The following is a 22,182-nucleotide window of genomic DNA, read 5'->3' as shown; positions in this document are numbered from 1 at the left end:
CAATGAATGTGGCTTTCATTGCGCCAGACGCTATGAAAGCCACATTCATTGCACGGGGCGGCCTCGCGGCGGCAGCGGAGGTCAGGGGGCGCCGAGTGCGGTCGAGGCGTCCGCGGCCGCCTTCGTGACCAGCGCCGGTACGTGCTCATCCGGTTCAGCCAGGTGGACCAGGGTCGCCGCCGAGATGGCGCCCAGCACCTGCCCGGTGTGGTCCTGGACCGCCGCGCCCACCGCGCGCACGCCGGGCTCGTTCTCCTCGTGGTCCTCCGCGTACCCCCGCGCGCGTACGTCGGCCAGTTCCGCCAGCAGCGCGTCCACCTCGGTGATGGTGTGCGCGGTCCGCGCCGCCAGGCCGGTGCGCCCGGCCAGCGCGCGGACCTCCTCGTCCGGCAGGCGGGCCAGGATGGCCTTGCCGATCGACGTGCAGTGCAGCCCCAGGCTCATCCCGACCCGCGACGCCAGGTGGTACGGCTTCGCGCCCTCCAGTTTGGCCACGTACACGGCTTCGTCCCCCGACAGCAGCGCCAGGTGAACCGTCCACCCGGTGCGTTCCTGCAGCTCACGCAGCACCGGCCGGACCTGCTCGGCGACGTCCAGCCGCTGCAGGAACCGGCCCGCCAGGCTCAGGATCCGCGGCCCGCCGACGTAGCTGCCGTGCCCGTCCGGCCGCGCGAACCCGTGCCGCACCAGGGTTTGCAGGATGCGGTGCACGGTCGGCTTCGGCAGCCCGGCGGACGCGGCGATGTCGGCGACCCGCGAGTGGTCGGCGAGCGCTTCGAGCACGCTGAGTGTCTTGTCCGCCGCCGACAGCGGTGCCTGGCCTGCCATGGCACCAATGTAGGCGACGGATCAGCGGACCACCCGGAACCACAGCCCGCTCCCGCCGGTCGGCTCCAGCCGGATGTTCGTGCCACCGGGGTGGGCGAACAGGCGGACCCCGTCGCCGAGCAGCACGGGCGCGACGAACACCAGGATCTCGTCCAGTTCACCGGCTTCGAGGCACTGCCGGGCCACGTCGGCGCCCAGCACGTTGACGTACTTGCCGTTCGCCGCCTCCTTCGCCAGCGCGACCGCCTTGGTGAGGTCGCCGGCGAAGGTGACCCCGGGCACCGGGGTCGCGGGCGCGTGGTGGGTGAGCACCACCTGCGGTCCCGACCAGCCGCCGCCGAAGGCCTTGCCCGCCTTCTCCGGGTCGTCGCGGTGCGGGTCGTCACCGCGGAAGGTCCGGTTCCCGGCGAGGATCGCGCCGACCTGCGGGATCAGCTCGTCGACGGCGGGGTCCGGCGCGAGGTGCGCGGTCAGCCACGACATGTCGCCGCCGGGACCGGCGATGAACCCGTCGAGCGACATGGTCGCCGAGTACAGGAGCTTGCTCACGGGGTTTCCTCCCTCGATGGTGGGCCTACCCCGGTTGAGACGGCAGCGGCTCCGGAAACTCATCGGTCCACGTCGCGGGCAGCCCGAAGGCGGGGAACAGACGCGGCTCGTGGATCGCGTGCACCTCGGTGACCTGGTCGTTCGCGATCCGCAGCAGGCCGATCGCGAAGGCCCGGAACTCGTCGTCACCGGGCCGCCGGACGTAGGAGGCCACCGCGGGCTGGTGGTTGGCGCCGATCGGCCGCAGCAGGAACCGGCCGACGTGGTCCGGCGAACCGGTGTCCCAGCTGGCCGCCAGCGCGGCCAGCACGGAGTCGCGGCCGCGGAACCACATCGGCCACGGCGGCATCGTGGTCCGCACGTCCTCGGCCAGCAGTTCGGCGACAGCGGTGAGGTCGGCGCGCTCCATCGCGTCGATGTACTTGCGCAGCACGGCCCGCTCGCGCTCGGTGGGGCTCGGCCAGTCCAGCCGCCGCGCGGGCAGGTGCTCCCGCAGCGTCGCCCGCGCACGCTGGAGCGCGCTGTTGACCGAGGCCACGCCGGTGCCGAGCTGCTCGGCGACCTGCTTCGCGGGCCAGCCGAGCAGATCCCGCAGGAGCAGCGCGGCCCGCTGACGCGGTGGGAGGTGCTGCAGCGCGGCCAGGAACGCCAGCTCGATCGTCTCCCCGGCGACGACCTCGTGGTCCGGTTCGGTTTCCGCGGGGGCCGCGGGCTCCCAGAGCCGGTCCGGGAACGGTTGCAGCCACGGGATGTCCTCACGCGGTTCGAGCGAGACGCCCGGATCGGACGGGCCGGTGCGGTGGTGGGGGAGCACCCGCCGCGACCGGCTGCCCAGCACGTCCAGACAGGCGTTCGTGGCGATCTTGTACAGCCACGCCCGCGGGGTCGAGCGGCCCTCGAACCGGTCGATGTTCCGCCACGCGCGCAGGAACGTCTCCTGCACCACGTCCTCGGCTTCTTCGAACGAGCCGAGCATGCGGTAGCAGTGCACCCGCAGTTCGCGCCGGTGCCGCTCGGTCAGCGCGGTGAACTCGTCAGCGTCCACTTTCCGGTTTCCCCGTCGGGAAGAGGATGGGGCTGAGCAGGTACCGCGTGCGGCCGGGCGCGGGCTCGTTGCGCAGGTGGGGCGCGATCGCGTCGTGCAGGCCGTCACGCAGCGCGGCGAGTTCGGCCGGGCTGAGCCAGATCTCGTGCTGGCGGTAAGCGACCGCATCCGCCGGATCGGCGTCGGTGCCGGTGTGCTGACGGTCGAGATAGGCGTCGAACTCGGCGATCAGCATGGTCATCGCGGCGGCGAACCCCCGCCGGTGCTCCGCCGGCGAGACCACGGCGTCGATCACCGCGCGCTCGCGGCTGAGCCGGTACCGCCGTTCCGCGCCACCACCGTCCACTTCGAGCACACCGGCGTCGGCGAGCAGGCCGACGTGGCGGTAGACCGTCGCCTTCGAGACATCGGGCGCGCGCTCGCACAGGCCGGTGGTGGTCAGCGCCCGGTCACCGGAGAGCGCCTGCACGATCCGCAGCCGCACCGGGTGCGCCAGCAGTTCCCAGGTATCCACCCCGGAACGATCTCATGGCCGGCAAGCCCGCCGCACCCGGCTTCGGTTGTTCCAGGAGAAGAATGCCGAGGGCAGGAATTGATAATCTCGGTTGATGACAGCATGGTATGAATCGCAGCGTTTTCTCCGCAAGCTCCGGCGATTCTCCGCCGGTGCCGAAGCGGTGGCCGAGCACGCCGAACACCGGGAACTGTTCCGCCGGTTCTCGGCCTGCAGCCTGATCACCGAAGACCTGTTCTGCGACAATCTCGCGCTGGTGCGGGAACGGCTGCGCGATCTCGACGGCGCGGTGGTCGAATGCGGCACCTGGAAGGGCGGCATGGCCGCGGCCATGATGCACATCGGCGGGCCGGAGCGCGACTACCATTTCTACGACTCCTTCGAAGGCGGGCTGCCGCAGGCCACGCCCACCGACGGGGAGGACGCGATGACCTGGCAGGCCGCCACCGACGATCCGCTGTACTTCGACAACCTGCGGACCCGCGCCGAGGATTTCCGCGCGCTGGTGGGGGAAGCCGGGTTTCCGCGCGTGCACGTCCACGAGGGCTGGTTCGAGGACACCGTGCCGCGTTACGACGGCGAGCCGATCGCGGTGCTGCGCCTCGACGGTGACTGGTACGACTCCACCATGGTCTGCCTCGAACACCTCTATCCGCACGTCAAGGCCGACGGCATCATCATTCTCGACGACTACGACGCCTGGGACGGCTGCAGCCGCGCGGTGCACGATTACCTTTCCCGGACCAAATCGACCGCGCGCCTTCGCCGGTTCGGGGAAACCGGGATCACCCTGCTGCACAAGATCGACACCTGAAACACCACGAAGGCGGATTTCCCGGTGGCCCGGGAAATCCGCCTTTCCGTGCGGTGCGGGACGGATCAGTCGGGCACCGAGCCGCAGGTCATGTTCGTGATCGTGCCGGTCATCGCGGCCGCGCGGTCGGAGGCGAGGAAAACCGCGACGGCGGTCATTTCGGCCAGCGTGGGCGTGCGCTGCAGCATGGTCCGCTCGGCCAGCACGTTGGCGTGGCCTTCCGGATCGAGTCCCTCGGTGGCTTCGACCGGCGTGTCGAAGACGTTGGTGTGCCAGTCTTCGGCCCAGGCACCGGGAATGCCCTCGGACCGCAGGCCGAGCACGCGGACGCCGTGGAGGCCGATTTCGGCGGCCAGGCAACGGGTGAAGGTCTCCACGGCCGCCTCGGCCACCGCAGTGCCGCCCATCAGCGGGCCGACCAGCTTCGCCGGCGGGGAGGTCAGCGTCAGGATGACCCCGGACCGCTGCTTGACCATGCGCCGGGCCGCCGCGCGCATGGTGTGGAAATTTCCCACGGTGGCGATGTCGATCGGCCGGGAGAAGTCCTCGGCGCTGATGTCGAGCAACGGCACCCCGTGCACGTCACCGTGTGAAATCAGGTTGAAGGACACGTCGATCTGCCCGGCGTCGGCGGCGATGGCGTCGAGGTGGTCCTGGACCGCCCGCTCGTCCATCGCGTCGACCACCCCGGCGTGCGCGTCCCCGCCCGCCGCGTTGATCTCGGCGGCGACGGCTTCCAGTGGTGCCGCGGTGCGCCCGGCGAGGTGCACGGTGGCGCCGTCCTCGGCGAAGGCGCGGGCGACCGCCCGGCCGATGGCCCCACCGGCGCCGTAGACGACCGCGGTTTTGTTCGCAAGCAACATGGGCTCTCCTCCAGCGCCGCCTCTGACCGGATGTCACCACGAAGTTACCGGCCGGAACCACCTCCGGGCGTATCGGATATTGCTCGGTGTTCAACCGGTGGTTGGTTTTTTCCCGCGATCGCGGTAGCCGATCCGGCGGCAGCGGCTGCCCGATCCGGAGCAGTTCCGGGTCCTCCTGGCCGATCCGCCGTTTCGACGCGGTGGCACGGGGTACCGCAAAACCATGACGACAGATGTTTTCGTGGTGGGACTGGACGAAGCGAACGAGCGGACCCTGCGGCGGATCCCGGGGGCGAGCGACTACCGCTTCCACGGGTTGCTGACCATTGAGGACATCCAGCACGGGGAGATCCCGATCGAGGAGCTGCTGGACAAGGCGCAGCGCGAGCTGGATGCCTTCGACGGCGAGATCGGGGCCATCGTGGGCTACTGGGACTTCCCGGTGAGCACCATGGTGCCGTTGCTGTGCCGCCGGTACGGGCTGCCGTCGGCACCGCTGGAGGCCATCGTCAAGTGCGAGCACAAGTACTGGTCGAGGCTGGAGCAGGCCAAGGTGATCGACGAGTACCCCGAGTTCGCCATCGTCGACCTGGCGGGAAGTCCGGAGAAACCGGAGAAAATCGACTATCCACTGTGGCTCAAACCGGTGAAGTCGTTCTCCTCGGAGCTGGCTTTCCACGTCGCGAACGACCAGGAGTTCGCCGACGCGGTGCGCGAGATCCGCGACGGCATCAGCCGCGTGGGCAAGCCTTTCCAGTTCATCATGGACCAGCTGGAACTGCCCCCGGAGATCGAGAACATCGGCGGTGAGGCGTGCCTGGCGGAATCCGCGCTCAGCGGGGTCCAGGCGGCCGTGGAGGGGTACGCCTACCAGGGCGAGATCGTGGTCTACGGCGCCCTCGACTCGATCAACTACCCGGACACGGCGTCGTTCCTGCGGCACCAGTACCCCTCGCAGCTGCCGGACGAGGCGCAGGCGCGGATGGCGGAGGTCTCCGAGCGGGTGATCCGGCAGGTGGGCATGGAGAACGGCACGTTCAGCGTGGAGTTCTTCGTGCACCCGGAGAGCAACCAGGTGTGCCTGCTCGAGGTCAACCCGCGGTTGTCGCAGTCACACGCGGAGATCTTCGAGGACGTCGAAGGCGTGCCGAACCACTATCGGGTGGTGCAACTCGGCCTCGGCCGTGACCCGGCCGCCCCCGCCCGGCGGGGCAAGTGGGCGGTCTCGGCGAAGTGGTACCACCGCCGGTTCGAGGACGGCCTCGTCGAACGGGTGCCGACCGAGGAGGAGATCGCCGAGATCGAACGCCGCATCCCCGGTGTGCAGATCGAGCTGGTCGCCGAGGAAGGCCAGCGGCTGTCCGACATGCCCGCGCAGGACAGCTACAGCTTCGAGCTGGCGGACCTGGTGATCGGCGCGGCCAGCGTGCCGGAGATGGAGCGGAAGTTCGACGACGCGGTGGCGGCGCTGGACTTCCGGTTCTCGGACTGAGGCTTTGAGGTTCAGCCTCAGCGGCGGACCACGTGCGCGAGGCGGCGGGTGGCGTCCCGCGCCTCGGGCAGCGTGGTCAGCATCCAGGCGTGGAACATGCCCTCGTACTCCCAGTACTCCAGATCGATGCCGCGCTCGGCGGTGACCGTGCGGAACCGCCGGGCGTCGGCCAGGAGCACGTCCCTGGTGCCGACGAACAGGCTCAGCCTGCCGAGGTCGGCGAGCTTGCCGTTGACCGGGCTCAGCCACGGATCGGCCAGCGGCAGCTCACCCGCGTAGAGGTGGGCGGCCTCGGCCAGGCCCGGCACGCTCAGGTACGGGTCGATGCGGTCCAGCGCGGGCAGGCTCGGATGGGTCATCGTGGCGTCGAGCCACGGCGACAGCATGACGATCTCCTTGGGCTGCGGCCGGCCCCGGTCCCGAAGCCGTTCGGCGAGCACCAGTGACAGCGCGCCGCCGGCCGAGTCACCCATCAGGATCTGGCTCCGCGGATCGGTGTCACCGAGGATCCGGTCGTGGACCCGCTCGACCAGCGGCACCGTTTCGGCGGCGGTCGAGCGCGGCGCGAGCGGGTAGACCGGCACGGTCACCGTGCCACCGGTGAGCAGCGCCAGCCGCCGGGTGAACTCCCAGTGGTCGCGCTGGATCTCGTGCACGTAGGCGCCGCCGTGGAAGTACAGCACGTGCTTGGTGCTGGTCGGCGCCTTCGGCCGGATGGTGTAGCACAACGTGCCGTCCACCTCGGTGCGCTCGACGCTGGTACCGCGGTACACCAGCGACGGCGGCTCCTCGCGGTCGTGGCGCCTGCCGGAGTCGACGCTCTCCCGGAGCTTCTCCGGGTCGGCGAACACCTGCTTGCGGCGCATCAACCGCATGGACGCGATCATCGCCTTGGCTCGAATGCTCGGTGCGGAACGCATACCAGGGCATACCCCGTCGCGCCGATCGGTATACCTGGCTCAGTCGTGCCCCCGCCGCGACAGCAGCCGGATGACCGCCCGTTCGAGCGTTTCGCGGCGTTTCTCGTCGTCGAGGTCACGGGCCCGCCGCACCGCGCGCTCGATGGTCTCACCCTCCTCGAACGCCCGCACCACGCGCGGGTCCACATAGGAGTCGCGCGCCACCGCGGGGGTGTTGCCGAGTGCTTCGGCGACCTCCTTCATCACGGCGGTTTCGGTGCGTTTCGACACGTGGTCGCTGTCGCGGCCGAACGCCGCGGCGGCCAGCACGGTGGCGTTCCAGGTCCGGAGGTCCTTCGCGGTGAACTCGTCACCGGCCAGTTCCTTGAACCGGTCGTTGATGTCCTCCGCGCGCACCTCGTGCCACGCGCGGCCGGATCGGTGCACCAGCAGCCGGTCGCTGCCGGAATTGTTGCGCCGCAGGGCTTTGACCGCCTTCACCAGCTCGGGGTCGCGGACCGAGACCGCCCGGTCGGCGCCGCCCTTGGCGGTGTAGCGGAAGCGGAGTTCGTCCCCGCTGACCCGGACGTGCTCACGCAGCAGGGTGGCCACCCCGTGCGAGCCGTTCTCCTCGGCGTACTCCTCGCCACCGGTGCGGAAGATGCCGCGGTCGAGCAGGCGCAGTGCCGCGGCGAGCACCCGCCGCCTGCCCAGCCCCGGCCGCGCCAGGTCTTCGGCGACGGCCCGCCGCCACCGAGGCAGTTTCCTGGCCAGTTCCAGCACGCGGTCGTGCTTTTCCTCGTCCCGTTCCCGGCGCCACTGCTCGTGGTAGAGGTACTGGCGGCGGCCGGCGTCGTCGGTGCCGACGGCCTGGATGTGCCCGGCGGGGTCGGCGCAGATCCACACGTCGCGCCAGGCGGGCGGGATGACCAGGCCGCGGATGCGGTCCAGCGTCGCGGCGTCGGTGACCTTCGTGCCGTCCTCGGTCAGGTAGGCGAACCCCCGGCCGCGCCGGACCCGGCGGATGCCCGGGCCGCCGACCTCACTGCGGACCAGCAACGCACCCTCCTCCGGTCTGGTGGATTCCGAGCCCGGATACCCCGCCCGATGGCGGGCACACGCGCGGGTGGCAGGTCCCGGCCATCGGCTGGTGAACGGCTGCCCGGTTCGGCACGCTCTGCGTGGGTCTCCGACCAAGGGAGGAAGCATGAAGCGCAGGAGGTGGGGCGCGGTCCTGGCGGCCGCCACGCTGGTCACTGGGGTCGCCGGGGTCACAGTGATTGGTCCGGCTGGGGCGGAACAGGCGGACACGGCCGCCGAGCGGTACGGCTGGGGCACCCCGATCCCCGAAGGCAGCGACGAGTTCGACTACGGCTCCGCCGACGCGCCCGCGGTCCCGGACCAGGCCAAGTGGAGCCTCGCCGGTGGTGAAGGCGGCTGCTGGCCGGGGCACGCGGGCAACGGCAGGCGCTGCGACGCCCACTCGCGTGTGTTCGGCGGTGTCCTGCGGCAGACCGGCGCGGAGAACGGCGACACCGGCTGGCTCGGCGCCAAGTTCGGGCAGCGGTACGGGCGCTGGGAGGCACGTGTGCGCTCGGAAGCCACCTCGGCCGACAACGGCCGCCAGTACCACCCGCTGCTGATCCTGTGGCCGGACTCGGACCGGTGGCCGGAGGACGGCGAGTACGACTACCTGGAGAACTCCGCGCCGGGGGAGGACTGCGCCGAAGCCTTCCTGCACTACCCGCACGACGCGGACGTGCCGGTGCAGCAGGAGTTCGCGCAGCGCTGCGGTGTGGACCTGACGCAGTGGCACAACATCGCCATCGAATGGACGCCCGAGCACCTCAAGGGCTTCGTCGACGGCACCGAGTGGTTCAGCTTCTCCGGTGGGGCCAGCGACGTGCGGCAGTGCATCCAGTGCGCGCCGTCGATGCACCAGACCATCCAGCTGGACAACTTCCACGGCACCGGCCTGCAGAGCGCGGTCTACGAGGTCGACTGGGTCCGGGCCTACGCGCCCTGACCGCCGTGCCGGGGATCTTGACCGGCGGGGGTCCGCGCGGAAAGCTGAACGTGCCCGGTCGGCAACCCAGAGCGAAGGTCCCCATGCTGCGAAAAGCGCTGGTCCTGCTGTTGACGCTGCTCAGCCTGACGGTCACGCCACCGGCGGTGGCCGCACCCGGCCGGGCCGTGGTGCTCGAGGAACGCCTGGTCGGCGACCGCATGCTGGAACTGCTCGTCCGCTCGCCGGCGCTGGGCGCCGACGTGGGCGTGCGCCTGCTGCTGCCGGAGGACTACGGCAGCAACCCCGGCAAGCGGTGGCCGACGCTGTACCTGCTGCACGGCTGCTGCTCGGCCGCCGAAGGCCATGTCGAATGGACCACCTACAGCGACGTGGAGGACTACACCGAAGACCTGGACGCGCTGATCGTCATGCCGGAGGCCGGTGACGTCGGCTTCTACTCGGACTGGCTGTCCGGCCCGGCGTGGGAGACCTTCCACCTCACCGAACTGCGGCGGCTGCTGGAGCACCGGTACCGGTCGGGGCACGTGCGCACGGTGGCCGGGCTGTCCATGGGCGGCTTCGGCGCGCTGTCGTACGCGGGGCGGCATCCCGGCATGTTCCGGGCCGCCGCCTCCTACAGCGGCGTCGTGCACACCACGCTCGGCGGTGAACCGGGTGCCAGGGGCCTGATGGAGCTGATCGCGGGCTTCGGCGAGGACCCGCTCAAGCTGTGGGGTGATCCGGTGGAGCAGGCGCGGATCTGGGCTGCGCACAACCCGTACGACCTGGCCAGGCGCCTGCGCGGGACGGCGGTGTTCATCGCCTCCGGCAACGGCGAACCGGGGCCGCTGGACCCGCCGGGCACGGCGGCCGATCCGCTCGAAGAGGTGCTGGGCGCGGAAGCGGTGGCGACCGCGGACCGCCTGCGCGAGGTGGGGGTCAGCGTGACCACCTGCCTGTACGGGCCGGGCACGCACACCTGGCCGTACTGGGAACGGGAACTGCACCGTTCGCTGCCGATGCTGGCGAAGGCGATGGGCGTGCCGTTCACCCCGCCGGAGCCGCTGCCGCCCGCCTGCTGACTTCACCGGCGGCTGCGGAAAATGGCCGAGGGCACGGTCACCACGCAGTTCGAGGCGCTCAGCGAAGCAGCCGAGGGCTGTGACGTGCTGGTTGCCCGCCGTCGCCGGTGAAAAGGCCGGAGGGTTCGAGCAACCAGGAGCTGTGGGACCTCGACGCCCGGCAGTTCAACGAGCTTTTCGGCGCGAAGCTGAACGAGCACCGCGTGGCCGCCGGGCTGGCCCCGATCGATGACGTGCGCGGCCACGTGTTCGGCGAGAAACCGGTGCTGACGGCGGATCCCGTGCTCGGGCTGTCGCGGGGAAGATCCGCGTGGACGGCGCGACGGTCGCGGCCAAGCTGCTCTAACCGTCGCGCAACCAGGAATACACGCCGATCACCCAGGGCCGCCAAGTCTCGAGATCGGGTTCGTCGACCGTGGTCCCGGCCGGGAACTCGTGCCGTCCGCGCGGTGGCAACCAGGCGGCGGTCAGCAGGTCGGAGCCGTGGGTCAGCAGCATCGCGGTGCCCGGCCGCGCGACGACCAGGCGATCGAAGAGGAGCCGCGCCTCGCGTCGCTGCTCCTCGGTGTCCCGGCGCCGATACCAGAACTCGATCTCGACGCGGTAGGCGTCGATGGCCTGGCACTCGCCGGGCGCCGGGTCGGCCAGCGCGGTGTGGTTGTGCCGCACCGCCAGCCCGACCATTCCGTCCACAGTGGACGCCGGACCGCGGAGGCCGATGTGGTCGGGGTCGCCGTCCTGCACCGGGATCGGCTCGAAGCCGAGTTCGCGGCGGAACCAGGCGGCTTCCCGGGCGATCGGCTGGTCGCTGTCGAGGTAGAGGTATTCGTAGGAGCCCATTTCAGCCCAGCGCCTCCCGCAGCCGCTGCGTGACTTCCCAAGCCGCCGCCGCGTGTGGTGCCGGTGACGTGTCGACCAGGTGGTACCTGACCTTCACCAGCACCACGCGCACGGCGATCGACGGCCCGAGTTCGGCCGGGTCCACGGCTGGAGGGAGTTCGCCGTAACCGCGGGGTTTCGGCGCGCCGGCGAGGTTGAGGAGCACGCCCTGGCTGATCGCCGGGGCGCATTCCTCGTGTAGTTCGCGGTGGTAGTCATCGAAGCCGTAGTCGAGGTCGGCGTCGAACTCGTAGCCGGACCGCCCGGCGGGCAGCGGTTCGAAGTCCAGGGTGAAGCTGGTGTGGTCGGGCGCGCAGTTGGCGGGGTTCCCGGTGCGGATCGCCAGGCCGCGGACCGCCCTGCCGGGGAAGGTCATGTCCGCAGCCTAGCCACCGCGTGTCAGCCGTTGCGGCGTTCGTAGCGGGCTCGCGCCAGTTCGCAGGCGGTGTGCAGGAGTTCCCGCGTGTCCGCCTCGGTCCGCGGTCCGGGGTTCACCACGGCGAGCCAGCCGACGGTGCCGTAGACCGGATGCGGCATCAGCGTGTCGAAGGCGCTGTAGTCGACCTCCCCGGCGGGCGTGTCGCGCGGGGCGTGGCCGGTCCACTTCACGAAGTTGTCCTTGCCCGCCGCGATGTTCACGCGGAACACGTCCGGCCGGTCCAGGCGGGACAGCTCGTCGCCGGGGTAGTTCTTGGTGACGATGGTGGCGAACGGCTGGGTGTTCGTCGGCATCACCCCGTCGGGGGCGTAGTAGAAGAACGTGTCACCCCACGCCAGCTCCGGCGTGCCGTCGCCCTCGGACGGCTGAACGGTCAGCACCCCGTCGAGGCCGTCCACGTATCCGATGATCTCTTCTGGCTTCATGTGTTCCAGCGTTTCATTAAGGTGCTCGTGGAGACTTCGGGCGGCGAACCGTATGGTCAGCGCGTGTCAACTCTCAACACGGCCACCGTGGCGCGGCGAGCCGGGTGCTCGGTGCAGCAGGTGCGCAACCTGGAGCGCGACGGCGTGCTGCCCGCGGCCGAGCGCACGGCGTCGGGGTACCGCCTCTACCGCGAGGTGCACGTCCGGAGCGTGCTCGCCTACCGCGCGCTGGCCGCCGGAACCGGGCCGGTCGAGGCGAAGAAGATCATGCGGGCCGCGCACACCGCGCCCGCGCTCGCGCTGGCCCTGCTCGACGCGGCGCACGCGCGGCTGCACACCGAACGCACGGACCTGCGCCTCGCCCAGGAGGCCGCCGAGGCCATTTCCGCCGAACCGATTCTCGACGTCAGCCCGTCGGACGCGATGAGCGTGTCCGAACTCGCCGCCGCGCTGGGGGTGCGCCCGTCGACTCTGCGGCACTGGGACGCCGAAGGGCTGGTCGTGCCCGATCGCGACGAGGCCAAGGGAGCGCGGCGGCGGTATTCACCGGCTCAGGTGCGCGACGCGCGGATCGTGCACCAGCTGCGCGGCGCCGGCTACCGCGTCGGTCCACTTCGGACACTGATGCCGCAGATCCGCCTCGGCCGTCGCGGGGAGGACCTCAAGGACATGCTGGCCGCCAGGGAAGCGGCGCTGACCAGCCGGTCGCGGGCCCTGCTCGACGGCGCGGCCGCGCTCAGCGCCGCGATGTCAGGCGACGTCTGAACTGTCCAGCCCGGCCCGCACCAGCGGCGTACCGGTTTCGGCGATCTGCGCGGCCGCCTCGTCGTCGAGCCCGTCGTCGGTGATGATCTTGTCGATCTCGTCCAGCCGCAGCACGCGGTACCGCGCGAACCGGCCGAACTTCGCGCTGCCCGCGACCAGCACCGACGTGGTGGCCGCGGCCAGCGCCGCCCGCTTGACCTCCACCTTCGCCTCGACCGGCGTGGTGACCCCGTGCCCGACGTCCCACGAACTCGACGACAGGAAGGCGATGTCCAGCGACAGCTCCCGCAGCGCGAGCGTGGCGAGCCTGCCCGCGGTCGACCGGTTCGCCGTCTCCACCCGGCCGCCGACGCAGATCAGGTCCACACCGGGGTGGTCGCAGAAGTCCGCCACGGTGGCCAGGTCGTTGCTGACCACGGTCAGGTCCCGCACCTCGCCGAGGAACGGCCGCATCGCCTGGATGGTGGTCCCGGCGTCGAGGTAGACCGTCATCGAGTCGGTCACCATGGTGGCCGCGGCCCTGGCCATCGCGGTTTTCTCGGCCCGGTCGGTGCCCGCCTTCTCGGTGCGGTCGGGCTCGCGCAGCAGCCGGGTGGCGATCTTCGCGCCGCCCGGCGTGGCCTCCACGCTGCCCCGCTTCTCCAGCGCGGCGATGTCACGCCGGATGGTCATGTGGCTGACACCGAGCAGCTCGGTGAGCTGGTGGTAGCTCAGCACCTGCGCGTGCCGCAGGTGTCGCAGGATCTCCTGCCGTCGCTGCTCGGGAATGAGCGGCGGGCTCGCCATGGGCTACCTCCTCGGGGCGCTCAGTGTAGGCGGCGGAGTTCGTGTGCCCCAAGGACTGGCCCACTGCCGCGCCAGCGCCGCGGTCGCGACCTCGTCCAGTTCGCGCCGCGCGTGCCCGCTGGTCAGCAGCGTGATCCGGCAGGCCTCCTCCAGCTCCACGGCCCGATCGACCGCCTCGCCGAGCGTTGTGCCCGCCACCACCGAACCGTGGTTGGCCAGCAACGCCGCCCGCAGTTCCCACGGGCTGTCCCGCAGGTCCTCGCCGAGTCCCGGATCGCCGGGCGGGCGGTAGGGGAGCAGCGGCGTCTGGCCGACCCGCATCACGAAGTACGGCGTGAGCGGCGGAACCGCGCTGTGCCCGGCCCACGGTTCCAGGCAGGACACCGCGACGGTGGACGGCGAATGCACGTGGACGACCGCCCGATGCTTCTCGTCGCGCTGGTAGAAGGCGAGGTGCAGCGGCCATTCCTTGGACGGCTTCGCGCCGTCGACCAGCCTGCCGTCGAGATCGAGCACGGCGACCTGCTCCGGCCGCATCCGCCCGAGCGAAACGCCGGTGCCGCTGAGCAGGATCCGGTCGCCGTCACGCACGCTGATGTTGCCGCTGGTGCCCGGGCTGAGCCCCTCCTCGACCACGCGGACCCCGGCGGCGAGCAGTTCGTCGAGCGCGCTCACGCGAGCCGGTCCCATGCCGAGGTGAACAGGTCGTCCGGCCCGAAGTTGCCGCTCTTGAGCGCCAGCGCCAGCTCGGTTCCGGTGCTGGTGACCGCGCCGCTCCAGCAGATGCCGGGCGCGATCTCCGGCCCGATCCGCAGCAGGCCGATGCCGAGCGCGCGCACGATCGCGCCGCTGGTCTCACCGCCCGCCGCGAGCAGCCGGGTGATCCCGGCTTCGTCCACGAGCCGCCGCGCCACCCCGGCCAGGACCCCTTCGACGGCGGGCGCGACCGCGTGACCGTCTATTTCGGACACCACGTCCCCGGGTTCCCCGGCCGCGTAAACCACCGGCGCCGCTTGCTGCGCGCGGACCCAGTCGAAGATGCGGCCGACTTCGGCGTCCGGTTCGTGAACGGCCGCACGGGGATCGACCCGGCGTACCGGCTGGGTGCGGGCCGCGGTGGCGATCTGCCGCCGGGTGGTCGCCGACGCGCTGCCGCACAGAACGACGCGGCCGGTGTCCGGAACGGACTTCCAGTCGTCGCCGGGCGTGCCGGGACCGGGCAGCCCGCAGGCGAGCCCGGAACCACCGCTGAGCACCGGGCTGTCCGCGACCGCCGCACCGAGCACCCGCAGGTCCTCGTCGTCGATGGTGTCCACCACGACGTACCGGCCGGGTGCGGCCTCGATCGCCGCGCGCACCGCGTCCACGCCCTGGCTGATCGTCGTGTGGTGCACCTCCGCCACCGGGTGCGGGGTCTGCGGGCGAAGCAGGTCGGCGACCCGGGAACGTGTCATCGGGGTGAGCGGGTGGTGCCGCATGGAGGAGTGCTCGAGCAGGTCGGCGCCGACGAACAGGTGTCCGAAGTAGACGGTGCGGCCGTTGGCGGGCAGTGCCGGGGCGACCACCACCTTGTCCGCGCCCAGTTCGGCCGAGACCAGGTCGAGCACCGGGCCGATGTTGCCCGCGTCGGTGGAGTCGAAGGTCGAGCAGTACTTCACGTAGACCTGGCGCGCGCCCCAGTCCCGCAGGCGGCGCACCGCGGCTCGCGACGCGTCCACCGCCTCGGCGACCGGCGCGGTGCGGGTCTTGAGCGCGATGACGAGGGCGTCGAGTCCCGCGCGTTCCGGTGCGCCCGGGTCGTGGTCCTCGATGGCGACCGCGACCCGGTACCCGGTGCGCCGCAACATGATCGCCAGATCGGTGGCGCCGGTGAAGTCGTCGGCGATGGCTCCCAGCATGGGCCCATCACACCGCATGTGAAGATTTGGTGCAAGTTTGTAAAAATCTAGATCGTGTGTCACAGTACGGCCCTCAGATTGGAGCAACGGTGATCCACTCCCATGCCGCGCGGGACCGCGAGCCGGTCCGGATCGCGCTGACCGGCGCAAACGGTGGTTACGGCCGTACGCTGCTCGCGCAGCTGAGGCACACGCCAGAGCTGATACCGGAGGTGCTCGTCGAGCCCGGCACCGAAGGTATGCGCCGCACCCTCGCCGAACTCGGCCTCGATGCCCCGGCCGTGCTGGCTGATGGCAGCGCGCTCGACTGGAGCGGTATCGACGTGCTCGTCGAGGCGACCGGTCAGGTCGCCGTCGGCACCGCCTACGCCGAAGCCGCCCTGGACCACGGCGTGCACGTGGTGATGGTCAGCAAGGAGGTCGACACCGTGGCCGGGGTCGCGCTGGCGGCCAAGGCGCGGGCGGCCGGGCTCAGCTACCTGCCCGGCGACGGCGACCAGCCCGCCAACCTGCTCCGCCTGGTCGACTGGGTGTCCGCCACCGGGCTGGAGATCGTCGCCATCGGCAAGTCGGGGGAGTACGACCTGGTCTTCGACCCGGCCACCGGCACCGTCACCCAGGCCGGAGTGAGCGTCGAAGCGCCGGAACTGGCCGGGCTGCTCGACCTCGGCCCGGACCCACGGACCACTTTGGACCGCCGCGCCGCGCTCGTCGGCGGGCTCAAGCGCTCGGCGGCGGCCGACCTGTGCGAGATGACCGTGGTCGCGATGCGCACCGGCGCCGTGCCGGACGTCGAGGGCCTGCACTACCCGGTCGCCAGGATCGCCGAACTCGCCGACGTCTACGCCGCCCGCGAGGACGGCGGCATTCTCGGCCGCGACGGGGTGGTGGACGTGTTCTCCGCCCTGCGCCTGCCCGGGGAAGCCAGCTTCGCCGGAGGCGTGTTCGCGGTGGTGCGCACCGGCGACCCGGTCACCTGGGAACTCCTGCGCGGCAAGGGGCACGTGGTCAGCCGCGACGGCAAGTACGCCTGCTTCTACTGGCCGTACCACGCGATGGGCGTGGAAACCCCGCTCACCATCCACGCGGCGGTGGCCGGGACCGCGGCGCCGGTGCCGTCACCCACCACGCTGCTGGCGGCGAGGGCGGCCACCTCGCTCGGCCCCGGCACCTCGTTCCAGGTGACCGGGCACCACCACGAAATCAACGGGGTCGCACCGGTCATGGTGCCGCCGTCGCCGGGCGTCGCGCCCTACTACCTGCTCGGGGGCACGCGGCTGCGCCGTGCCGTCGCCGCCGGGGAACTCGTGTGCCTGGACGACCTCGAAGGCGTCGATCCCGGGCTCGCCGCCGTCCACTCCAGCCGAAGGGAGCCGGGAGCATGAGCGCCGAAATCATCGCGCTGGTCGTCTTCGCGGCCGTGTTCGCCATTTCCGCGATTCGCAACGTCCACATGGGAGCGCTGGCCCTGGTCGCCGCGTTCATCGTGGGCATCGGCGTGGTCGGCGAGGGGCTCGACGAGATCCTCGAAGCGTTCCCGGTGGACGCGCTGCTGATCCTGCTGGGCATCACCTACCTGTTCGGCATGGCCAGGGAGACCGGCACCATCGACTGGCTGGTGGACCGCTCGATCCGGCTGGTCGGGCCGCGGGTGGCGCTGCTGCCGTGGGCGCTGTGGCTGATCGGCACCGGCGTGGCCTGCCTCGGCACGTCGCACGCCGCGTTCGCCGTGGTGCCGATCGCCATGTCGCTGGCCACCACGCACCGGATCAGCCCGACGCTGATGGGCATCGCGATGAGCTCGGCGATCGTCGGCGGCGCGCTCGCGCCGACCAGCATCAACGGCATCACCGTGGCCACCATCGCCGAGGACGCGGGCCTGCCCTACAACGCGGCGCTGATGTTCGGGCTGTCGGTCGGGGTGAACGCGCTGGTGGTGCTGGTGGCCTTCCTGATGTTCGGCGGGCCCGAGCTGGTGCGCCGCTCGCGCCGGGACGCCGCCGAGCCGTCCGGTGGTGGCGGTACCGCGGTGCTCACCGAGGCGCCGCCGGTCAACCGCACGCAGGTCACCGTGCTGGTCACGCTTTTTGTGCTGGTGGCGGGGTTCTTCACGCTGACCGTGCTGGATGTGGACGTCAACCTCGGCGTGGTCGCGCTGACCCTGGCGGTGTTCCTGTCGCTGCTGGTGCCCGACGTCGGCCGCAAGGCCATCTCGAAGGTGGACTGGGGCACGATCCTGCTGCTGGGCGGCATCCTCACCTACGTCGGCGTGCTCACCCGGCTGGGCGCGATCGACCAGCTCGGCGAGCTGGCGCGGTCGGTGAACGTGCCGCTGATCGCGGCGGTGGTGATCTGCGTGATCGCCGGGCTGGTGTCGGCCTTCGCTTCCACGATCGGCATTCTCGGTGCGCTGATCCCGCTGGCCGTGCCACTGCTGGTGGCCGGGGGCGGGCTGGAGATGACCGGGTTCATCTACGCGCTGGCGATCTCGGCGTCCCTTGTGGACTGCGCGCCGTTCTCCACCACGGGCGCCACGATCGTGGCCTCGGCGGCGGAACCGGAACGGCCCCTGCTGTCGAAACGGCTGACGGCGTGGGGCTTCGCCATGGTCCTGATCGGCCCGGCGTTCACCATTCTCACCATGGTGCTGCCGCAACTGCTCCTCACCTGACGACAGCCCCGGAGCAGGCCGGGGTGTCACGAAAGCCACTTTCGAGACGCCAGACGTCTCGAAAGCCACATTCGTGACATCCGGTCACCCCTGCGGCTGCGGCGCGAGGTGGCTCGGCGGGAGCTAGGCTCGGCCGGGTGCGGATTCTGGTGGTGGAGGACGACGACGGCGTGGCCGCCGCGGTGGTGGACGCGCTGGTGTCGGCCGGGCACGGCGCGGTCCGTGCCCGCCTCGCCGCCGAGGTGCCCCAGTTGCGCCAGGACGCCGACCTCGTGCTGCTCGACCTCGGCCTGCCCGACGCCGACGGGCTCGCCGTGCTGCGTGAGCTCCGCCGCGCCGCCGACCTCCCCGTGCTGGTGATGACCGCCCGCTCCGCCGAGCGCGACATCGTCCGCACCCTGCGCCTAGGTGCTGACGACTACCTCGTCAAGCCGGTCCGCCTGCCCGAGCTGCTCGCGCGCATCGACGCCGTCGCCCGGCGGCGGCCCCGGTCGCGCCCGGCGCCGGAGGTGGTCGAACTCGGCGACGTGCGCATCGACCTGGCCGCGGCCAGGGTCACCGCCGGTGGCACCGAAATCGCCCTGACCGGCAAGGAGTTCGACATCCTCGCCGTGCTCGCGAAGGCGGCGGGCACCGCGGTGAGCAGGCAGGCGCTGGTCGAGCAGGTGTGGGGCGAGGCACCCGGCCCGCGCACGCTCGACGCGCACGTGGTGACGCTGCGTGGCAAGCTGGACCGGCCCGGCCTGCTGGCCACCGTGCGCGGCTTCGGCTACCGGCTGGGCCGCTGAGTCCGATTCGTTACGACCCACCGTCCTAAGAAACGGTGAAGACCGGCGCCGGCGAGCGTCCGGCGTTCCTACGGTCGTCGGCACCCATCTCCGGCGCAACGAGGAGCCCGAGCCCATGAACACTTCCGCCACGCGGCTGGAACCACAGCTGACCCCGCCGACCGGCAAGGCCAGGTTCCGGGGACTGGGACCGGGCCTGCTGGCCGCGGCCACCGGCGTCGGGGCGGGAGACCTGGTCGCCACCATGGTGGCCGGCGCCCAGTACGGCACCCTGCTGCTGTGGGCGGCGCTCATCGGCACCGTGCTCAAGCTGGCCCTCGGCGAGGGCGTCGGCCGCTGGCACCTGGCCTCGGGCACCACGCTGCTCGACGGCTGGCGGCGGCTCGGCCGCTGGGCCACCGGCTTCTTCGGCCTCTACATCGTGATCTGGGGCTTCGTCTACGGCGCCACCGCGATGTCCGCGGTCGGCCTGCCGCTCAACGCGCTGTTCGGCGGCCTGCCCGTGCGCGGCTGGGCGATGATCGCCGGTGTGGTCGGGCTGGCGCTGGTCTGGGCGCAGCGGTACCACTTCTTCGAGAAGTTCATGACCGTGCTGGTGCTGATCAAGTTCGCCTCGGTGGTCGCGGTGGCCGTCCTGGTCACCCCCGACCTGGCGGAACTGGCCAAGGGCCTGACCTTCCAGCTGCCCGCCGGGTCCACGGTGTACGTGCTCGGCCTGATCGGCGGTGTCGGCGGCACCATCACCATGGCCGCCTACGGCTACTGGATGTTCGCCAAGGGCTGGAAGGGCACCGGCTGGTTGTCGATGATGCGGCTGGACAACGCGGTCGGCTACCTCATGACCGGCATCTTCGTGGTGGCCATGCTGATCGTCGGCTCGACCATCCTCTTCGGACAGAAGCTGACCCAGTCCGACAGCGGCCTGCTGATCCTCGGCAACGAACTGGGGGAGCGGTACGGCCAGTGGGCGCGCATCCTGTTCCTGGTCGGCTTCCTCGCGGTGACCACCACCTCGCTGCTGGGCGTGTGGAACGGGGTGAGCCTGCTGTTCGCCGACTGGACCCGGACCATCCGCCTGCCGCACGGCCGCCGCGCGGAACTGGTCGACGCCGAGGTGCCCGGTGAGGACAAGGGCGAGACCACCGCCTACCGCGCCACCGCGGTGGAGAAGTCCCTGCCGTTCCGCGGGTACCTGCTGTGGCTGACCTTCCCGCCGATGTTCCTGCTGTTCCTGGACAAGCCGTTCGGGCTCACCCTGGTCTACGGGGTGCTGGGCTCGGTGTTCATGCCGTTCCTGGCGATCACCCTGATGCTGCTGCTGAACTCGAAGCGGATCGAGCGCGACGGCCGGTCCGGCTGGCTGTCCAACGGCCTGCTCGGCGCGGCGTCGGCGTTGTTCCTGTTCCTGATGATCACCGACCTGGTCGAGCGCTTCGGCTGAGCGAGCGGTACACATCGGACACTTCGGCCAGGAACTCGGTGTCCCCGGCCAGATCCGCGCCCCCGGCGACGTCCACCGGACGATCCGCCGGGGGCACGCCGCCGTCCCGTGCCCTCAGCGCGGCGGCGATCGCGGCGGCTTCGGCCGCGGCGGTCCCGGTGGCCGAACCCGGACTTCGGTAGGGGCGCAACGCCAGCAGCCCGTCGCGGATCTCGATCACCCGGCGGTACAACCGCAGCCGCAGATCACGCACCACCAGCACGTCCGGGACGCCCGGCGGGTCCAGCGCGATCGCCGGATCGGCCCGGTACAGCGCGCGCCACAGCGGCCCGAGCCGCCGGAACTGCCGGTGGCGCCGCAGCCAGCCGGCGGCGGCGGGCAGGGCCGCGCCGAGCAGCACCAGCAGGTACGCGGTGGTCGGCAGCACCTTGCTCGGCAACACCGTGCGCCCGAAGGCGAAGCTGGCGTCCAGCCGGGGCGCCACCGCCAGGATCGACTTGTTCAGCAGGTACAGCAAGCACAACGCGGTCCCGGTGACCACCAGGCGCAGGCTCACGCGCAGCACCGCGTCCCCGGCTTCACGGGCGTACCGCAGGCCGAAGCCGATCACGGTGAGCAGCGCCGGCAGCTGCGCGGCCGCGTAGACCAGGCAGTACTCCATCACCCACGGCGACTGCGGCCGCAGGTCCGGCATCAGCGCGAACAGCCGGCACATCAACGCGAACGCGCCCGCCGCCCACCACGCCTGCCAGCGCGCGCCCCGCGCGTGCCCGGTCAACCCGGCCATGAACTCCTGCCCGGCCCACGCGGCGAGCACCATGCCCGCGTGGCTCAGCAGGCGCGCGAGATGCCCGTCGCCCAGCGCGGCGTAGACCGGTGGCAGCTGGGCGGTCAGCGAGCAGGCAAGTCCAAAAAGGACCCAGTGGACGCGGCGCCGGGCCGGATCACCACCGCGGCCACGGCTCACCAGCAGCACCCACGCGAGCAGCGCGGGTGCCCATTCGCGGACTGCTTCAGCCACAACCGTTCCCGTCGAGCGCGGTGCGCAGGCGGCCGGTGAGCGTGTGGTCCGCGGTGGCGCGTTGCCGGATCAGCGAAGCGAGCAGTTCGGCCTCGCGTTCTTCGGCCGACGAGTACCCCGCGCGGCCGAGCACCCGGCGCACCATCGCCGGATCGAGGCCGGGCAGCAGCGCTTGCCCGGCGGCGGGGTGGTGGTCGCACAGCACGTGCGCCAGTTCGTGCAGGATGATGTGTTCCCGGTGCGGCGGCGTGGTTTCGCTCTCGTGGAAGATCAGGTCGGTGTGGTCGGTGGCGATCCACAGCCCGCACACGCCGGTCAGCCCGCTCATCGGCAGCAGCCTGATCGGCCTGCCCCGGCGCGCGGCCACCTGCTCGCACAGGGCGTGCACGTCGAAGGGCACCGGCAGCGGCAGGTCCCGCAGCAGCGCGGCGTGCCGCCGGGCCAGGCGGCTCACGGCTCCGGTGTCGGTGGTGCCGGCGGGTTCGGCTGGGGCAGTCCCTCCAGTTCCCGCACGCGGTCCACCATCTCCGCGATCGCCTCCAGGCTCTTGGGTGACAACCCGCTGGCGCGCAAGGCGATCTGCCGCACCGGCGCGTCCCGCAGCGCGGTGAGCAGGGTGAGTTCGGCGTCGATGCGGCGGGTTTCCTCGTCGTCGAAGAAGTACGCCGCCGGAACGCCGAAGAAGCCCGCGAGCGCCTCGAGGTGGCGTTTGGTCGGGTTGTCGCGGATGCCCTTGCGCAGCTGCCACAGGTAGGTCGCCGAGATCGTCGGGCCACCGCGGGCACGCAGCGCCTCGGCGACCTCTTCGAAGGAGTACTCACCGCCGTCGCGGGGGCGCACCGTGCGGAACAGGTGATCCACCTTCGCCGCGAGGCTACCCACGTCGTCGGACATGGCGGGCAGTGTACCGATTGACCGCCGACTCACTTGTGCTTATGATTGCGCGCGCTTCGTCAACTGAGATGAAGAACCCAT

At 71.3% G+C, this 22,182-nt stretch carries 25 protein-coding genes; 9 read left to right on the top strand and 16 right to left on the bottom strand.

Annotated elements, in window-relative coordinates; genetic code table 11:
- Positions 1-81: 81 nt before the first annotated feature.
- Genes A4R43_RS10390 through A4R43_RS43905 form a run of 4 tightly spaced genes read right to left on the bottom strand, consistent with a single transcriptional unit; the run spans position 82 to position 2,936 of the window.
- Entirely contained in the window at positions 82-828 is a 747-nt protein-coding gene (locus A4R43_RS10390) for an IclR family transcriptional regulator (RefSeq protein WP_113692137.1), read from the bottom strand.
- 21 nt (positions 829-849) lie between these two features.
- Positions 850-1,377: a dihydrofolate reductase family protein gene (locus tag A4R43_RS10385; protein ID WP_113692136.1), complete on the bottom strand. Its 528-nt coding sequence runs from the start codon at positions 1,375-1,377 to the stop codon at positions 850-852.
- A gap of 25 nt (positions 1,378-1,402) precedes the next feature.
- Positions 1,403-2,422 carry an RNA polymerase subunit sigma-70 gene (locus A4R43_RS10380; RefSeq protein ID WP_236808887.1) on the bottom strand — a complete coding sequence of 340 codons (1,020 nt, stop codon included), beginning with the start codon at positions 2,420-2,422 and terminating at the stop codon, positions 1,403-1,405.
- A complete protein-coding gene (locus A4R43_RS43905; protein WP_162788404.1) occupies positions 2,412-2,936 on the bottom strand; it encodes a helix-turn-helix domain-containing protein in 525 nt (174 codons plus the stop codon). Before A4R43_RS43905 ends, A4R43_RS10380 begins: the two co-directional genes overlap by 11 nt.
- A gap of 94 nt (positions 2,937-3,030) precedes the next feature.
- Between A4R43_RS43905 and A4R43_RS10370 the strand changes: the two genes are divergently transcribed.
- Complete coding sequence (locus A4R43_RS10370; RefSeq protein ID WP_113692134.1) at positions 3,031-3,750, top strand: TylF/MycF/NovP-related O-methyltransferase; 720 nt, start codon at positions 3,031-3,033, stop codon at positions 3,748-3,750.
- Positions 3,751-3,815: 65 nt separating this feature from the next.
- Here A4R43_RS10370 and A4R43_RS10365 read toward each other — a convergent pair whose 3' ends face one another.
- A complete protein-coding gene (locus A4R43_RS10365) occupies positions 3,816-4,613 on the bottom strand; it encodes an SDR family NAD(P)-dependent oxidoreductase (protein ID WP_113692133.1) in 798 nt (265 codons plus the stop codon).
- A gap of 223 nt (positions 4,614-4,836) precedes the next feature.
- Between A4R43_RS10365 and A4R43_RS10360 the strand changes: the two genes are divergently transcribed.
- On the top strand, positions 4,837-6,105 hold the full coding sequence (locus A4R43_RS10360; protein WP_113692132.1) for an ATP-grasp domain-containing protein: 1,269 nt from the start codon (positions 4,837-4,839) through the stop codon (positions 6,103-6,105).
- Positions 6,106-6,122: 17 nt separating this feature from the next.
- Here A4R43_RS10360 and A4R43_RS10355 read toward each other — a convergent pair whose 3' ends face one another.
- The gene (locus A4R43_RS10355) at positions 6,123-6,980 is read right to left on the bottom strand and encodes an alpha/beta hydrolase fold domain-containing protein (protein ID WP_236808886.1); all 858 of its coding nucleotides are present in this window, start codon (positions 6,978-6,980) and stop codon (positions 6,123-6,125) included.
- A gap of 84 nt (positions 6,981-7,064) precedes the next feature.
- Positions 7,065-8,063 carry a DNA topoisomerase IB gene (locus A4R43_RS10350; protein ID WP_236808884.1) on the bottom strand — a complete coding sequence of 333 codons (999 nt, stop codon included), beginning with the start codon at positions 8,061-8,063 and terminating at the stop codon, positions 7,065-7,067.
- Positions 8,064-8,211: 148 nt separating this feature from the next.
- Between A4R43_RS10350 and A4R43_RS10345 the strand changes: the two genes are divergently transcribed.
- On the top strand, positions 8,212-9,030 hold the full coding sequence (locus A4R43_RS10345; RefSeq protein WP_162788403.1) for a glycoside hydrolase family 16 protein: 819 nt from the start codon (positions 8,212-8,214) through the stop codon (positions 9,028-9,030).
- Positions 9,031-9,113: 83 nt separating this feature from the next.
- The gene (locus tag A4R43_RS10340) at positions 9,114-10,094 is read left to right on the top strand and encodes an alpha/beta hydrolase (RefSeq protein ID WP_113692130.1); all 981 of its coding nucleotides are present in this window, start codon (positions 9,114-9,116) and stop codon (positions 10,092-10,094) included.
- A gap of 342 nt (positions 10,095-10,436) precedes the next feature.
- Here the strand turns inward: A4R43_RS10340 and A4R43_RS10335 are convergent, their stop codons facing one another.
- Genes A4R43_RS10335 through A4R43_RS10325 form a run of 3 tightly spaced genes read right to left on the bottom strand, consistent with a single transcriptional unit; the run spans position 10,437 to position 11,837 of the window.
- Positions 10,437-10,934, bottom strand: a complete 498-nt coding sequence (locus A4R43_RS10335; protein WP_113692129.1) for a hypothetical protein — start codon at positions 10,932-10,934, stop codon at positions 10,437-10,439.
- 1 nt (position 10,935) lies between these two features.
- Complete coding sequence (locus A4R43_RS10330) at positions 10,936-11,349, bottom strand: hypothetical protein (protein ID WP_113692128.1); 414 nt, start codon at positions 11,347-11,349, stop codon at positions 10,936-10,938.
- A 23-nt stretch (positions 11,350-11,372) separates the two neighbouring features.
- Positions 11,373-11,837: a DUF6194 family protein gene (locus A4R43_RS10325; RefSeq protein WP_113692127.1), complete on the bottom strand. Its 465-nt coding sequence runs from the start codon at positions 11,835-11,837 to the stop codon at positions 11,373-11,375.
- A gap of 63 nt (positions 11,838-11,900) precedes the next feature.
- Here A4R43_RS10325 and A4R43_RS10320 point away from each other — a divergent pair, with 63 nt between their 5' ends.
- Positions 11,901-12,602, top strand: a complete 702-nt coding sequence (locus A4R43_RS10320; protein WP_113697477.1) for a MerR family transcriptional regulator — start codon at positions 11,901-11,903, stop codon at positions 12,600-12,602.
- Here A4R43_RS10320 and A4R43_RS10315 read toward each other — a convergent pair.
- Genes A4R43_RS10315 through otnK form a run of 3 tightly spaced genes read right to left on the bottom strand, consistent with a single transcriptional unit; the run spans position 12,588 to position 15,286 of the window.
- Positions 12,588-13,388, bottom strand: a complete 801-nt coding sequence (locus A4R43_RS10315) for a DeoR/GlpR family DNA-binding transcription regulator (protein ID WP_113692126.1) — start codon at positions 13,386-13,388, stop codon at positions 12,588-12,590. The two genes, A4R43_RS10320 and A4R43_RS10315, sit on opposite strands and share 15 nt — an antisense overlap.
- 3 nt (positions 13,389-13,391) lie before the next feature.
- Positions 13,392-14,063 (bottom strand): class II aldolase/adducin family protein, encoded by a 672-nt coding sequence (locus A4R43_RS10310; protein WP_205215294.1) that lies wholly within the window; start codon positions 14,061-14,063, stop codon positions 13,392-13,394.
- Positions 14,060-15,286: a 3-oxo-tetronate kinase gene (otnK, locus tag A4R43_RS10305; protein WP_113692124.1), complete on the bottom strand. Its 1,227-nt coding sequence runs from the start codon at positions 15,284-15,286 to the stop codon at positions 14,060-14,062. The genes A4R43_RS10310 and otnK overlap by 4 nt, the downstream gene beginning before the upstream one ends.
- An 89-nt stretch (positions 15,287-15,375) precedes the next feature.
- Here otnK and A4R43_RS10300 point away from each other — a divergent pair, with 89 nt between their 5' ends.
- The 4 genes from A4R43_RS10300 (at position 15,376) to A4R43_RS10285 (ending at position 20,186) form a co-directional block, all read left to right on the top strand.
- Positions 15,376-16,671 carry a homoserine dehydrogenase gene (locus A4R43_RS10300; RefSeq protein ID WP_113692123.1) on the top strand — a complete coding sequence of 432 codons (1,296 nt, stop codon included), beginning with the start codon at positions 15,376-15,378 and terminating at the stop codon, positions 16,669-16,671.
- Complete coding sequence (locus tag A4R43_RS10295; protein ID WP_113692122.1) at positions 16,668-17,957, top strand: ArsB/NhaD family transporter; 1,290 nt, start codon at positions 16,668-16,670, stop codon at positions 17,955-17,957. Before A4R43_RS10300 ends, A4R43_RS10295 begins: the two co-directional genes overlap by 4 nt.
- Before the next feature lie 137 nt (positions 17,958-18,094).
- Positions 18,095-18,745: a response regulator transcription factor gene (locus A4R43_RS10290; protein ID WP_113692121.1), complete on the top strand. Its 651-nt coding sequence runs from the start codon at positions 18,095-18,097 to the stop codon at positions 18,743-18,745.
- A gap of 115 nt (positions 18,746-18,860) precedes the next feature.
- Positions 18,861-20,186 carry an Nramp family divalent metal transporter gene (locus A4R43_RS10285; RefSeq protein ID WP_113692120.1) on the top strand — a complete coding sequence of 442 codons (1,326 nt, stop codon included), beginning with the start codon at positions 18,861-18,863 and terminating at the stop codon, positions 20,184-20,186.
- On the opposite strand, the gene A4R43_RS10280 is transcribed toward A4R43_RS10285, so the two are convergent.
- The 3 genes from A4R43_RS10280 to A4R43_RS10270 are packed head-to-tail and all read right to left on the bottom strand — an operon-like array spanning position 20,158 to position 22,101.
- A complete protein-coding gene (locus A4R43_RS10280; protein WP_113692119.1) occupies positions 20,158-21,207 on the bottom strand; it encodes an MAB_1171c family putative transporter in 1,050 nt (349 codons plus the stop codon). The genes A4R43_RS10285 and A4R43_RS10280 overlap by 29 nt on opposite strands.
- Positions 21,200-21,661 carry a hypothetical protein gene (locus tag A4R43_RS10275; protein ID WP_113692118.1) on the bottom strand — a complete coding sequence of 154 codons (462 nt, stop codon included), beginning with the start codon at positions 21,659-21,661 and terminating at the stop codon, positions 21,200-21,202. Before A4R43_RS10275 ends, A4R43_RS10280 begins: the two co-directional genes overlap by 8 nt.
- Positions 21,658-22,101: a helix-turn-helix domain-containing protein gene (locus A4R43_RS10270; RefSeq protein ID WP_113692117.1), complete on the bottom strand. Its 444-nt coding sequence runs from the start codon at positions 22,099-22,101 to the stop codon at positions 21,658-21,660. The genes A4R43_RS10275 and A4R43_RS10270 overlap by 4 nt, the downstream gene beginning before the upstream one ends.
- Positions 22,102-22,182: the final 81 nt, after the last annotated feature.

It is taken from the genome of Amycolatopsis albispora, from assembly GCF_003312875.1.
Lineage (GTDB): Bacteria > Actinomycetota > Actinomycetes > Mycobacteriales > Pseudonocardiaceae > Amycolatopsis > Amycolatopsis albispora.
The sequence above is the reverse complement of the archived record's forward strand: the minus strand, read 5'-3'. Positions and strand labels throughout refer to the sequence as shown.

What these genes read in the sequence shown, in the direction of transcription:
- A4R43_RS10340 (WP_113692130.1), top strand. Translation starts at nt 9,114, where the DNA reads ATGCTGCGAAAAGCGCTGGTCCTGCTGTTGACGCTGCTCAGCCTGACG.
- otnK (WP_113692124.1), bottom strand. Translation starts at nt 15,286, where the DNA reads ATGCTGGGAGCCATCGCCGACGACTTCACCGGCGCCACCGATCTGGCG.
- A4R43_RS10315 (WP_113692126.1), bottom strand. Translation starts at nt 13,388, where the DNA reads ATGGCGAGCCCGCCGCTCATTCCCGAGCAGCGACGGCAGGAGATCCTG.
- A4R43_RS10360 (WP_113692132.1), top strand. Translation starts at nt 4,837, where the DNA reads ATGACGACAGATGTTTTCGTGGTGGGACTGGACGAAGCGAACGAGCGG.
- A4R43_RS10355 (WP_236808886.1), bottom strand. Translation starts at nt 6,980, where the DNA reads ATGCGGTTGATGCGCCGCAAGCAGGTGTTCGCCGACCCGGAGAAGCTC.
- A4R43_RS10365 (WP_113692133.1), bottom strand. Translation starts at nt 4,613, where the DNA reads ATGTTGCTTGCGAACAAAACCGCGGTCGTCTACGGCGCCGGTGGGGCC.
- A4R43_RS10270 (WP_113692117.1), bottom strand. Translation starts at nt 22,101, where the DNA reads ATGTCCGACGACGTGGGTAGCCTCGCGGCGAAGGTGGATCACCTGTTC.
- A4R43_RS10335 (WP_113692129.1), bottom strand. Translation starts at nt 10,934, where the DNA reads ATGGGCTCCTACGAATACCTCTACCTCGACAGCGACCAGCCGATCGCC.
- A4R43_RS10325 (WP_113692127.1), bottom strand. Translation starts at nt 11,837, where the DNA reads ATGAAGCCAGAAGAGATCATCGGATACGTGGACGGCCTCGACGGGGTG.
- A4R43_RS10295 (WP_113692122.1), top strand. Translation starts at nt 16,668, where the DNA reads ATGAGCGCCGAAATCATCGCGCTGGTCGTCTTCGCGGCCGTGTTCGCC.
- A4R43_RS10390 (WP_113692137.1), bottom strand. Translation starts at nt 828, where the DNA reads ATGGCAGGCCAGGCACCGCTGTCGGCGGCGGACAAGACACTCAGCGTG.
- A4R43_RS10345 (WP_162788403.1), top strand. Translation starts at nt 8,212, where the DNA reads ATGAAGCGCAGGAGGTGGGGCGCGGTCCTGGCGGCCGCCACGCTGGTC.
- A4R43_RS10370 (WP_113692134.1), top strand. Translation starts at nt 3,031, where the DNA reads ATGACAGCATGGTATGAATCGCAGCGTTTTCTCCGCAAGCTCCGGCGA.
- A4R43_RS10285 (WP_113692120.1), top strand. Translation starts at nt 18,861, where the DNA reads ATGAACACTTCCGCCACGCGGCTGGAACCACAGCTGACCCCGCCGACC.
- A4R43_RS10330 (WP_113692128.1), bottom strand. Translation starts at nt 11,349, where the DNA reads ATGACCTTCCCCGGCAGGGCGGTCCGCGGCCTGGCGATCCGCACCGGG.